This window comes from Bradyrhizobium sp. 192, from assembly GCF_023100965.1.
Classification (GTDB): Bacteria; Pseudomonadota; Alphaproteobacteria; order Rhizobiales; family Xanthobacteraceae; genus Bradyrhizobium; species Bradyrhizobium symbiodeficiens.
Genome location: NZ_CP064690.1, coordinates 7,071,718 through 7,083,309, shown reverse-complemented (window position 1 = coordinate 7,083,309; position 11,592 = coordinate 7,071,718). Strand labels below are relative to the sequence as shown.

At 63.2% G+C, this 11,592-nt stretch carries 10 protein-coding genes; 4 read left to right on the top strand and 6 right to left on the bottom strand.

All coding sequences use genetic code 11. The annotated features are described in order from the left end of the window. Nucleotides 1-2: 2 nt before the first annotated feature. Both gnd and IVB24_RS33195 read right to left on the bottom strand, forming a co-directional pair. The gene (gnd, locus tag IVB24_RS33200; protein WP_094977206.1) at nucleotides 3-1,004 is read right to left on the bottom strand and encodes a phosphogluconate dehydrogenase (NAD(+)-dependent, decarboxylating); all 1,002 of its coding nucleotides are present in this window, start codon (nucleotides 1,002-1,004) and stop codon (nucleotides 3-5) included. 13 nt (nucleotides 1,005-1,017) lie between these two features. Then, nucleotides 1,018-3,867, bottom strand: coding sequence for a bifunctional transaldolase/phosoglucose isomerase (locus tag IVB24_RS33195; protein WP_247770543.1), 2,850 nt, complete (start codon nucleotides 3,865-3,867; stop codon nucleotides 1,018-1,020). A gap of 304 nt (nucleotides 3,868-4,171) precedes the next feature. On the opposite strand from IVB24_RS33195, the gene IVB24_RS33190 reads away from it, so the two are divergent. The 4 genes from IVB24_RS33190 (at nucleotide 4,172) to IVB24_RS33175 (ending at nucleotide 9,917) form a co-directional block, all read left to right on the top strand. Beyond that, nucleotides 4,172-4,831 (top strand): STM3941 family protein, encoded by a 660-nt coding sequence (locus IVB24_RS33190; RefSeq protein WP_247770542.1) that lies wholly within the window; start codon nucleotides 4,172-4,174, stop codon nucleotides 4,829-4,831. A gap of 302 nt (nucleotides 4,832-5,133) precedes the next feature. Further along, a complete protein-coding gene (locus IVB24_RS33185) occupies nucleotides 5,134-7,077 on the top strand; it encodes a PrkA family serine protein kinase (protein ID WP_094977209.1) in 1,944 nt (647 codons plus the stop codon). 30 nt (nucleotides 7,078-7,107) lie between these two features. Next, the gene (locus tag IVB24_RS33180) at nucleotides 7,108-8,385 is read left to right on the top strand and encodes a YeaH/YhbH family protein (RefSeq protein WP_181956213.1); all 1,278 of its coding nucleotides are present in this window, start codon (nucleotides 7,108-7,110) and stop codon (nucleotides 8,383-8,385) included. Beyond that, nucleotides 8,382-9,917 carry a SpoVR family protein gene (locus IVB24_RS33175; protein WP_094977211.1) on the top strand — a complete coding sequence of 512 codons (1,536 nt, stop codon included), beginning with the start codon at nucleotides 8,382-8,384 and terminating at the stop codon, nucleotides 9,915-9,917. Before IVB24_RS33180 ends, IVB24_RS33175 begins: the two co-directional genes overlap by 4 nt. A 220-nt stretch (nucleotides 9,918-10,137) precedes the next feature. Here the strand turns inward: IVB24_RS33175 and IVB24_RS33170 are convergent, their stop codons facing one another. From IVB24_RS33170 to IVB24_RS33155, 4 genes are read right to left on the bottom strand one after another with little or no spacing between them, the layout of a single operon-like run. Beyond that, nucleotides 10,138-10,575 carry a DUF1801 domain-containing protein gene (locus IVB24_RS33170; protein WP_247770541.1) on the bottom strand — a complete coding sequence of 146 codons (438 nt, stop codon included), beginning with the start codon at nucleotides 10,573-10,575 and terminating at the stop codon, nucleotides 10,138-10,140. Then, nucleotides 10,572-10,781 (bottom strand): hypothetical protein, encoded by a 210-nt coding sequence (locus tag IVB24_RS33165; RefSeq protein ID WP_094977213.1) that lies wholly within the window; start codon nucleotides 10,779-10,781, stop codon nucleotides 10,572-10,574. Before IVB24_RS33165 ends, IVB24_RS33170 begins: the two co-directional genes overlap by 4 nt. A 38-nt stretch (nucleotides 10,782-10,819) precedes the next feature. After that, nucleotides 10,820-11,251 carry an SRPBCC domain-containing protein gene (locus IVB24_RS33160; RefSeq protein ID WP_094977214.1) on the bottom strand — a complete coding sequence of 144 codons (432 nt, stop codon included), beginning with the start codon at nucleotides 11,249-11,251 and terminating at the stop codon, nucleotides 10,820-10,822. After that, nucleotides 11,248-11,571 carry a metalloregulator ArsR/SmtB family transcription factor gene (locus IVB24_RS33155; protein ID WP_247770540.1) on the bottom strand — a complete coding sequence of 108 codons (324 nt, stop codon included), beginning with the start codon at nucleotides 11,569-11,571 and terminating at the stop codon, nucleotides 11,248-11,250. Before IVB24_RS33155 ends, IVB24_RS33160 begins: the two co-directional genes overlap by 4 nt. Nucleotides 11,572-11,592: the final 21 nt, after the last annotated feature.

The following is an 11,592-nucleotide window of genomic DNA, read 5'->3' as shown; positions in this document are numbered from 1 at the left end:
GCTTATTGTTTGGGCTTCGCGGCGCCCGGCTGCTTCGGCTCCCTGTGGCCGCCAAACCCCGCGCGCATCGCGGAGAGAATTTTTTCGGCGAAGGTGTGTTCCCGACGGGAACGGAAACGTGTGTAGAGGGCCGCGGTGAGGACTTCGGCCGGCACGGCCTCGTCGATCGCAGCGTTGACGGTCCAGCGGCCCTCGCCGGAATCTTCCACGAAGCCGGAATATTCCGTAAGCTGCGGGCTGTCGGCGAGCGCCGTCGAGGTGAGGTCGAGCAGCCAGGACGGGATCACGCTGCCGCGCCGCCACACCTCGGCGACGTCGGCGAGATCGAAATCGTAGCGGTGATCCGCCGGCAAGGCCTCGATGTTGGCGTTCTTGAGGATGTCGAACCCTTCGGCATAAGCCTGCATCAGGCCGTATTCGATGCCGTTATGGATCATCTTGACGAAATGGCCGGCCCCGACCGGGCCGGCATGGATGTAGCCCTGCTCGATACGGGGATCGCGTCCATCACGTCCTTCCGTGCGCGGAATGTCGCCGGCGCCGGGCGCGAGCGCGGCGAAGATCGGATCGAGCCGGTCGACCACCTGCTTCTCGCCGCCGATCATCATGCAATAGCCGCGGTCGAGACCCCAGACGCCCCCGGACGTGCCGACGTCGACATAGTGGATGCCGCGCTCTCTCAGCGCCTTGCCGCGGCGGACGTCGTCCTGCCAGAAGGTGTTGCCGCCGTCGATGATGACGTCGCCGTCCTGCATCACGCCAGCGATCGTATTGATCGTGGTCTCGGTGATGTGCCCCGCAGGCAGCATCACCCAGGCCGTGCGCGGCCGCTCGAGCTTCGCGATGAAGTCTTCCAGCGTCGCCGAGCCGACCGCGCCGTCTGCGGCGAGGCCTGCTACGGCCTTGGCGTCCTTGTCATAGACCACGGTCGAATGCCCGTGGCGCATCAGGCGGCGAACGATGTTGCCGCCCATTCGGCCGAGGCCGATCATGCCGAGTTGCATCTGCAATATTCCCTTAGTTCAGCGCGTCGTTGAGCGCTGCATTGAGTGCGGCAAGACCCTTCTTGAGTCCGCCCTTGAGGTGCACGCGCAGCGCGCGCCGGCCGCGCTCGGTGAGCACGTCGAAATCGCCGCGGGCCTGCGCCGCCTTGATCACGCCGAAACTGGCCTTCTGGCCGGGCACGGCGAGATCCCTGGCATCGTCGGCGGTGATCTGAAGGAACACGCCGCTGTCGGGCCCGCCCTTGTAGGCCTGCCCGGTTGAATGCAGGAAGCGCGGGCCGAACTCGGCACAGGTCGCGACCTGCCGCTTCTCGCGCACCTCCAGCCGCATGGCTTGAAGCGCGTCGATAGTCGCCTTGTCCCGCGCGATATAGCCGAGCAGGGCGACATAGTCGCCGTGGTTGGAGCGCGACAGATGCGCCTTCAGCCACGAGGTGAGGTCGCCATTGGCGCCGGCGGCACGCAGCGCAGTCGCGTTGGCCTCGTCGGTGTAGAGATCGGCCTCATCGGTGCTGACCACCGGCTGCTCTTCAGGCAAGGTGCCGGTCTTCTCGAACGAGGCGGTGAGCTCGCGGGTCTTGATCTTGGCAGCTTCCACATCCGGCTGGTCGAACGGGTTGATGCCCAGGATCGAGCCTGCCACCGCCGTGGCCATCTCGAAACGGAAGAACTCCTGGCCGAGATGGTCGATCGACTTCATCACGATGCGCACCACGGGGTGGCCGGCCGCCTCGACCGCGGCGAGCTTGGAATCATGGGCGGCGTCGGCTTCGCCTTCGACGCGGATGTCGATGAAGAACCGGTCCGTGCCGTAAACAGAGGGATCGCCCAGAGGCTCACCCTCGATCGGGATCAGGCCCTTGCCTTCCTTGCCGGTCGATTCCGCGATGAGCTGTTCGGCCCAGGCGCCGAAATCGGCGATCTTTTTCGACGACAGGATCGTCACCTTGTCGCGGCCTTCCAGGCCGGCAAGGCCGATGGCGAGGCCGAGCTGCACGCCCGGGTTCTCACTCGGCGGCACGTCCGGTCCGCAGGAACGCGCCATCGAGAGTGCATGCTTGACGAAGGTCTTGACGTCGATGCCGGCGGTCGCCGCCGGCACGAGGCCGAACGGCGACAGCACGGAATAGCGTCCGCCGATCGAGGGCTCGCCATGGAAGATGCGGGCATAGTTCAGTTTCCTGGCGGCCTTTTCCAGCGATGAGCCGGGATCCGTCACCGCGATGAAGCGGAAGCCGGTCTTTGCCTTCGGGCCGAGCGCTTGCGCAACGCGCTCATGGAAATAGTCCTTCATCGCGTTCGGCTCGGTGGTGCCGCCGGACTTGCTGGAGACGATGAACACGGTGTTGGCGATGTCGATCTTCGCCTCCATCGCCCGCACCTGGTCCGGGTCGGTGGAGTCAAGCACATGCAGCTTCGGGAAGCCGGGCTTCTTCCCAAATGTCTCGGCGAGCACCTCCGGCCCGAGGCTCGATCCGCCCATGCCGAGCACGACGGCGTCGGAGAATTTTTGGCCCTTCACCCGGCTTGCGTAATCTTCATAGTCGGCGACGTCGGCCTTGGCGGCGCTGTCGAGCCAGCCGAGCCATTTGTCCTCGTCCGCGCCGGTCCAGACCGATTTGTCGCGCTGCCACAGCCTGCGGATTTTGGCGGAGGCACGCCATTCCTCGGTGCTCTTGGCGACCGCCTTGCCGAGCCCGTCGCCGAGCGAAAGCTGCTGGCGGTCGATCGCGGCGCCGAGCACGGTCGCCCGCTTATGCGCGACCGCGCCGTAGAGCTTGTCGGCGGCGTCGGCGAATTGCTTGACGCCGTCCTTGACCAGCTCCTCGGTGATGGCATCGAGCGAGACACCGGAACGCTCCAGCTCTTCCAGCACGCGGTGGGCGTCCTCGACGTTCTCTTCCAGGCTGTCGCGCGGCTTGCCGTGGTCGCGGAACGCATCCAGCGTTGCCGGCGGCACGGTGTTGATGGTGTCGGGGCCGATCAATTCTTCGACATAGAGGACGTCGCTGTAATCCTTGTTCTTGGTGCCGGTCGAGGCCCACAGCATCCGCTGCGGCTTGGCGCCCTTGGCGGCGAGCTTGTCCCAGCGGGCACCCGAGAACAGGCGCTTGTAATCCTGGTAGGCGACCTTGGCGTTGGCGATCGCGACCTTGCCCTTGAGCGCGGCCAGCCGCTCCTTCTCGGACGGATCGTTGGCGCGGGCGATCTTGTCGTCGAGCTGCTTGTCGACCACGGAGTCGATGCGGCTGACGAAGAAGCTGGCCACGCTCGCCACATGCGAGGGATCGCCGCCGCCGGCGACGTATTTTTCGAGCCCGGCGATGTAGGCTTCCGCCACCTGGAGGTAGACCGCCCTGGAGAACAGCAACGTGATGTTGATGCTGATGCCGTCGCCGATCAACTCTTCGATCGCCGGCAGGCCCTCGGGCGTCGCCGGAACCTTCACCATCAGGTTCTTGCGACCGACGCTCTTCCAGAGCCGCCGCGCCTCGGTGACGGTGCCGGACGTGTCGAGCGCCAGATAGGGCGAGACTTCCAGGCTGACATAGCCGTCGCCGCCCTTGAGGCGGTCATAGACCGGGCGCAGCACGTCGGCCGCGTTCTGGATGTCCTCGACCGCGACGGCCTCGAACAAATCGGCCACGGTCCGGTCGCCGCGCTTCAGCGCCTTGCCGATCGGGGCGTCATATTCGTCCGAGCTGCCGATCGCCTTCTCGAAGATCGAGGGGTTGGAGGTGACGCCCTTGACGCCGTCGGTCTCGATCAGTCGTTTCAGGTCGCCCTTGGCGATGAAGCCACGGGCCAGGAAGTCCAGCCAGACGGCTTGTCCGTGCTTTTCCAGTTCTTTGACGGGATTCATGATGCTTATTTATCTCCAAGCCTGCGGGCGAGGGGTTTCCGCGCCGGTCCTGAGGCGCTATCCTCTAGCTTACATGCGCACCTGAGGGAACCAATCAAGGGTACAGGCGTCATACCCTCCAGTGTAACTCCGTCGCGATCGTGGCGATCCAGGCGGCAGTAGCGGTTGTTGCGTAAAAAGTCGCTGGCCGAAGGTTTGGCCGGGTCTGGTTGCGTAACGTCGGCCGCTTCGTCGTCAGCCAGTGGCTGCGTGGAGTGCCACCAGCGGATTCCGGTCCGTCTGGTACATCATGGCTCGGTCGCGAATGGCCATGCTGGGGAAAAGCATGCACGCACATCCTGAAGGTCTGGCCGTCGCCGACAGCCAGCAATCGGCTGCTTCGGCGATCACAATCGACGCCTCTCGCGATCTCGAAATCAGCCCGTGCACGACGTCGCTGCGACTGCTGGTGGCGGCTGGCTTTGCCATGACCCTGCTCAGCGCGGCCCTCGCCTTCGACTGGTGGGACGGTCTTGGCGATTACGACACGATAATCGGATTTGCCGGCGTGGTGGTGTTCGCGCTGATGACGATCCGGTTGATCTGGATGCTCCCCGCCGAACGAGGAGCGGTGGTGGTCGTCACCCCCTACGGCATCCGCGATCTCCGCATCGGCAATGAATTTCTGCTGTGGGATTCGATTGCGGAGATTTCGGCTGAGGAGAGCCGCGGCCACCGCATGATCGTGCTGACGCCGACGCCGGCCTTGCGGCGGCAGCTCCGCTGCATCCCCGATTTGGCCCGTTGCGCGCAAAACGATCGCATCGTCATCCCGTCGGAGGGCCTGGCGACCGATTTCGAGACACTGCTGCGCACTTGCCGCGATTGTCATGCTGCGAGCGGTCTCCGCGCCGCACTGCAGCAGGAGGAAGATGAACGGGGCCCGCGAGGTGGCGCTCAAGGCTTCGCCGTACAAGCGTCATAAGATCGCCGCTCGCGGATCGCTGACTGCGGCAGTGCCGGATGGACTCTTCCCCCGGTAATGCCCGGATGTTGCGAGCGAGTGACATTTTCTGGAAATGAGCGATGATGGATATAGATTCGCACAAATAACAGGCAGGTGCCTGTTCGTAACTCAACGAGTGCCTACGTTGTGCGTTGCGTCAAGTCGGCACCCGGGTGTCCAATGATCGTCATGTGCTCACGCTGATTCGAGAGTGGCGCTACGGAACGGTCCAGTCGCTGCTTTAGTTCAGTTGTGTAGCGGAACTCACGCGGAGAGGGATCATGTACAACGATTCTCTATTCAACGCTTTCGCTCGGTCGTTCGAGGCGAGAAGCCAGCACGACATGTCGATGGCGGAATATCTGGAATCGTGTCGAAGCGATCCCATGAAATACGCCAATGCGGCGGAGCGATTGCTAGCGGCGATCGGTGAACCCCAAACGATTGACACGGCCAAGGACCCACGCCTTGGCCGTATTTTTTTGAACCGCACGATCCGCACCTATCCGGCCTTCGCCGGCTTCTACGGCATGGAAGAGACCATCGAGCGCATTGTCGGTTTCTTCCGTCATGCGGCGCAGGGCCTCGAAGAGCGCAAGCAGATCCTCTATCTGCTTGGCCCGGTCGGCGGCGGCAAGTCATCGCTCGCCGAGCGGCTGAAGTCGCTGATGGAAGTGCATCCGATCTACGTGCTCAAGGCCGGTGACGAACTCTCGCCGGTGTTCGAAAGCCCGCTCAGCCTGTTCGATCCCGATCAGTTGGGTCCGATGCTGGAAGAGAAATACGGCATTCCGCGCCGTCGTCTGACCGGCCTGATGAGCCCCTGGTGCTACAAGCGCCTTGAGGCCTTCGGCGGCGACATCTCGCAATTCCGTGTCGCCAAGATCCAGCCGTCGCGGCTGCGCCAGATCGGCATCGCCAAGACCGAGCCCGGTGACGAGAACAACCAGGACATCTCTTCGCTGGTCGGCAAGGTCGACATCCGCAAGCTCGAGACCTACGCGCAGAACGATCCCGACGCCTACAGCTATTCCGGCGGCCTCAACCGCGCCAACCAGGGCGTGCTCGAGTTCGTCGAGATGTTCAAGGCGCCGATCAAGATGCTGCACCCGCTGCTGACCGCGACGCAGGAAGGCAACTACATCGGCACCGAGAATATCGGCGCCATCCCCTTCACCGGCGTGATCCTCGCGCACTCCAACGAAGCCGAGTGGTCGAGCTTCAAGGCCAACAAGAACAACGAGGCTTTCATCGACCGCATCTGCGTGATCAAGGTGCCCTACTGCCTGCGGATCACGGAAGAGCAGAAGATCTACGAGAAGCTGATCCAGGGCTCCGAGCTCGCGGCCGCGCCGTGCGCGCCCTCGACGCTGGAGACGCTGGCGCGGTTCTCGGTGATGTCGCGTCTGCGCAAGCACGAGAACTCCACGACGTACGCCAAGATGCGGGTCTACGACGGCGAGAGCCTGAAGGAATCCGATCCCAAGGCGCGCAGCGTCCAGGAATATCGCGATGCCGCCGGCGTCGACGAGGGCATGGACGGCGTCTCCACCCGCTTTGCCTTCAAGATCCTGGCCGCGACCTTCAACCACGATCCGCAGGAGGTCGCCGCCGATGCCGTGCATCTGATGTACGCGCTGGAGCAGTCGATCAAGCGCGAGCAGCTGCCAGAGGAAGTCGAGAAGCGTTACCTCGAATTCATCAAGGCGGACCTGGCGCCGCGCTACGCCGAGTTCGTCGGGAACGAGATCCAGAAGGCCTATCTCGAATCCTACTCGGATTACGGCCAGAACCTGTTCGATCGTTACGTCGACTATGCCGATGCCTGGATCGAGGACCAGGACTTCAAGGATTCCGATACCGGCCAGCTGCTCGATCGCGAACTCTTGAACCAGGAACTCACCAAAATCGAGAAGCCGGCCGGCATCGCCAACCCCAAGGACTTCCGCAACGAGGTGGTCAAATTCTCGTTACGGTCCCGGGCCCAGAACGGCGGCAAGAATCCGACCTGGATCTCCTACGAGAAGATTCGCGAGGTGATCGAAAAGAGGATATTCTCCCAAGTCGAGGACCTGCTTCCGGTCATCTCCTTCGGGTCGAAGAAGGACGGCGAGACGGAGAAGAAGCACGGCGAGTTCGTCGCACGCATGGTGGAGCGCGGCTACACCGAGCGTCAGGTTCGCCGGCTCGTCGAATGGTACATGCGCGTGAAGCAGGCCGGTTGAGGCGGATGGGAGGCGGATGGTAAAGTGCCCATTCACATTATTGACAGGCGCCTGAATCCGGGCGGCAAGAGTCTTGAGAACCGCCAGCGGTTCTTGCGTCGGGCCAAATCCCTGGTGCAGGGCGCCGTCAAGAAGACCTCGCAGGAACGCGACATCAAGGACGTCCTGGAGGGAGGGGAAGTCACGATCCCCCTCGACGGCATGCACGAGCCGCGCTTCCGCCGCGAAGGCGGAACGCGCGACATGGTGTTGCCCGGCAACAAGAAGTTCATCGAGGGCGACTATCTGCAGCGCTCCGGCCAGGGCAGCGCCAAGAATTCCGGCCCCGGCGAAGGCGACGGCGAGGACGCCTTCCGCTTTGTCCTGTCCCGCGACGAATTTGTCGACCTCTTTCTCGACGATCTCGAGCTGCCCGATCTTGCCAAGCGCAAGGTTGCGCAGACCGAGAGCGAGGGCATCCAGCGTGCCGGATACACCACGTCGGGTTCGCCCGCCAATATCTCGGTGAGCCGGACTGTTCGGCGCGCGCTGGCGCGCCGTATCGCGCTCAAGCGTCCCAGCAAGGAGGAGATCGAAGAGCTGGAAGCCGCCATCGCCGCCTGCACGGACGACGACGAACGTGTGGTGCTTCTCGCCCAGCTCGAAAAGCTGAAGGCGAAGACCAAGCGCATTCCCTTCATCGATCCGCTCGACATCCGCTATCGCCGCTTCGAGACGGTGCCGAAGCCGGTGGCGCAGGCCGTGATGTTCTGCCTGATGGACGTCTCAGGCTCGATGTCCGAGCACATGAAGGATCTCGCCAAACGCTTCTACATGCTGCTCTACGTGTTCCTGAAGCGCCGCTACAAGCACGTCGACATCGTCTTCATCCGCCACACCGACCGCGCCGAGGAAGTCGATGAGCAGACGTTCTTCTATGGCCCGGCTTCTGGCGGCACGCTGGTCTCCAGTGCGCTGCAGGCGATGCACGAGATCGTGCGCGAGCGCTTCAATCCGTCCGACTGGAACATCTATGCCGCGCAGGCCTCCGACGGCGACAATTCCTATTCCGACGGCGAGCTCACGGGGCTCCTGCTGACCGACAAGATCCTGCCGGTCTGCCAGTTCTTTGCCTATCTCGAGGTCGGGGAATCAGGCGGCAGCGCCTTCGATCTCTCCGACTCCTCGCTCTGGACCCTCTATGAGCGCCTGCGCAACAGCGGCGCACCGCTCTCGATGCGCAAGGTCAGCGAGCGCAGCGAGATTTTTCCGGTGTTCCACGATCTGTTCCAGCGCCGCGACACTGCCCAGGAGAAAGCCGCTCCATGACGGAACGATTGTTCGAAGGCGCGGATTGGGATTTCCACACCTTGCAGCGCATCACCGACGCCTGCGAGACGGTGGCGATGAAGGATCTCGGGCTCGACGTCTATCCGAACCAGATCGAGGTCATCACCGCCGAGCAGATGCTGGATGCCTACTCCTCCGTCGGCATGCCGCTGTTCTACAAGCACTGGTCCTTTGGCAAGCAGTTCGCGTACCATGAAGCGTCCTACCGCAAGGGCCTGATGGGCCTCGCCTATGAGATCGTAATCAACTCCTCGCCCTGCATCTCCTACCTGATGGAGGAGAACACGGCGACGATGCAGACGCTGGTGATTGCGCATGCTGCCTTCGGCCACAACCACTTCTTCAAGAACAACTATCTGTTCAAGCAGTGGACCGATGCCGACGGCATTCTGGACTATCTGGATTTCGCCAAGAACTACGTCATGCAATGCGAGGAGCGTTACGGCCGCATCGAGGTCGAGCGCACGCTGGATGCCGCGCATGCGCTGATGTCGCACGGCATCGATCGCTATCCTGGCAAGAAAAAACTCGATCTGCGCGAGGAGGAGAAGCGGGCAGGGCGCCGCCGTCAGCACGAGGAGGAAGTCTTCAACGACCTCTGGCGCACCGTGCCCAAGGGCGCCTCGAAGACCCGGTCCGCGATCTCGCTCGAACGGCGCCGCAAGCTGCTCGGCCTGCCGCAGGAAAACCTGCTCTACTTCCTGGAGAAGAGCGCGCCGCGGCTGGCGCCCTGGCAACGCGAGTTGCTGCGCATCGTCCGCCACATCGCGCAATATTTCTATCCGCAGAGCCAGACCAAGGTGATGAACGAGGGGACGGCGACCTACGTCCACTATCGCATCATGACGCAGCTGCACCAGCAGGGCCGCATCAGCGACGGCAACTTCCTCGAATTCCTCGGATCACACACCAACGTGGTGTTCCAGCCCGAGTTCGACGATCCGCGCTTCTCCGGCTTCAATCCCTATGCGCTGGGCTTCGCGATGATGCAGGACATCGAACGGATCGTCACCAGCCCCTCGGACGAGGACCGCGAATGGTTCCCCGATATCGCCGGCAAGAACGACGTGATGGGCGTGCTGCGCGACGTCTGGGCCAACTACCGCGACGAAAGTTTCATCGCGCAGTTCCTGAGCCCGAAGTTGATGCGGCAGCTCCGCATGTTCCATCTGCACGACGATCCCGAGGAGCGCGCCGGGATCAGGGTCGATGCCATCCACGACGAGCGCGGCTTTCGCCGCGTGCGGCGCGAGTTGGCGCGGCAGCACGATGTCGGCTACATCGACGCCAATATCGAGGTCGTCGACGTCGATCTCTCCGGCGACCGCCGGCTGATCCTGCACCACCACGTCATCAAGGGTGCGCAGCTCAACGAGACCGATACCAAGCGGGTGCTGCAGCATCTCGCCGATCTCTGGACCTACGACGTGTCGCTGATCGAGGTCGACGCCAACGACAAGGTCCTGCGCGAATATGTCGTGAGCCCGCGCCCGATCACCGCGGCGGCGTGAGGCGGGCTGTTGGCGCGTGACGCTGCGAGATTTCGCCCGGGGCCCATCCTTCGAGACGCCCGCCTCTGGCTGGCCCTCAGGATGAGGACGGCGTATGGGGCCGCAATTTGGCACGCGGAGATGCTGCCGAGCCTCATCCTGAGGAGACCGCAAAGCGGTCGTCTCGAAGGACGAGCGCTTGCACTGACGTTCGCCGTGAATGTGCATCGGCTTCGCTACTCTAACTCGATCGCTTCCTGGCTGGCTTCTTCTTGGACGCATTCAACTCCACAGCCGTGCGGATCAGCGCCTTCAACGCTTTCTCGTTGATCGTCTCGCCTTCGCGAATGTCGATCGCGCGCCGGACATTGCCGTCGAGGCTGGAATTGAACAGGCCGGCGGGATCATCCAGCGCCGCGCCCTTGGCAAAGGTCATCTTCACCACTTCCTTGTAGGTCTCGCCGGTGCAGATGATGCCGTCGTGTTCCCATACAGGGACGCCGCGCCATTTCCACTCTTCGACGACTTCAGGATCGGCCTGCTTGATCAGGCCGCGGACGCGCGCCAGCATTTCGCCGCGCCAGTCGCCGAGCTCCTTGATCCTGCCGTCGATCAGCTTGGAGGGTGAGGGTCCGTCCGTCACCTTCGCGGCGTTCTTCTTCGCCTCCGCTTTCTTCATGACCTCGCCTCACCATGCGTACCACGACGGCCGAGATACGGGAGCGCGAACAGATACAGCCCGGTCGCGAGCAGCGGGATCAGCGGCACAAGCGCCAGGAAACCGATCCAGGCGGCATCGAGCTGCATTATCATGGCGACGATGTTGGCGATCACCGCGAGGGTAAAGGCGATGGATAGCCAGCGATGAGTTTGTCGAATCCACATGTTCAACGGACCTCCTTGCGATGGTTGAATGGATGCGCTTACTCAGGCCGCGCCAGCAGATCGTCCAGCTTGGCCAAAAACTGCTTCCAGCCGGCATGCGCGCCGCCGTAAGCCTGCTTCTGCGTCGGGCTGAAGCCCGCCTGCTCGACGCGCAGATGCGTGCCCGCGCCGGTCGGCGTCAGCGTGAAAGTGACGACGCTCTTGAGGTCGAAGGCGGCGTCTTCATGCGAGAAATTCCAGGTGTAGGCGAGGGTCTTCTGCGGCTCGATGGTGAGCACCTCGCAATCCAGCACGCCGCCCCATTCACCGCGAAGATTGAAGCGATGACCGACATCAGGCTTGAAGTCGTTCTTCATCAGCCATTCCTCGATCAGATGCGGCTGCGTCAGCGCACGCCAGAGCCGCTCCGCCGGAAAGGCAAATTCGCGCTCTATCACGACGGAGCGCATTTCGCGCGAAGCCTCGGTCATTGGTCCATCCTCTTCAGGAGATCGTCGAGCGCATCGAGCCGGTTCTGCCAGAACCCGGCCATCTGGCTGGTCCAGTCGATCAGCGGATTGAGCGCGCCGGGCTGTGCGCTGTAATGAGTCTGCCGTCCCTTATGGCGGTCGCGCACGAGGCCCGCCTGCTTCAACGCGCCGAGATGTTTCGAGACCGCTGGCTGGGACACACCGGAGCGCAGGGTGAGCGCCCCGACCGTCTGCTCGCCCTCGCGGCACAGCCGCTCGAAGATCGCCCGCCGCGTCGGGTCGGCGAGCGTCTTGAACAAGAGATCGGGGGCTGGGGACATGGAGGATCCATAACCGGAAAG

Coding starts and splice junctions, on each gene's coding strand:
- IVB24_RS33195 (WP_247770543.1), bottom strand. CDS start 3,867: ATGAATCCCGTCAAAGAACTGGAAAAGCACGGACAAGCCGTCTGGCTG.
- IVB24_RS33175 (WP_094977211.1), top strand. CDS start 8,382: ATGACGGAACGATTGTTCGAAGGCGCGGATTGGGATTTCCACACCTTG.
- gnd (WP_094977206.1), bottom strand. CDS start 1,004: ATGCAACTCGGCATGATCGGCCTCGGCCGAATGGGCGGCAACATCGTT.
- IVB24_RS33155 (WP_247770540.1), bottom strand. CDS start 11,571: ATGTCCCCAGCCCCCGATCTCTTGTTCAAGACGCTCGCCGACCCGACG.
- IVB24_RS33170 (WP_247770541.1), bottom strand. CDS start 10,575: ATGAAGAAAGCGGAGGCGAAGAAGAACGCCGCGAAGGTGACGGACGGA.
- IVB24_RS33185 (WP_094977209.1), top strand. CDS start 5,134: ATGTACAACGATTCTCTATTCAACGCTTTCGCTCGGTCGTTCGAGGCG.
- IVB24_RS33165 (WP_094977213.1), bottom strand. CDS start 10,781: ATGTGGATTCGACAAACTCATCGCTGGCTATCCATCGCCTTTACCCTC.
- IVB24_RS33160 (WP_094977214.1), bottom strand. CDS start 11,251: ATGACCGAGGCTTCGCGCGAAATGCGCTCCGTCGTGATAGAGCGCGAA.
- IVB24_RS33190 (WP_247770542.1), top strand. CDS start 4,172: ATGGCCATGCTGGGGAAAAGCATGCACGCACATCCTGAAGGTCTGGCC.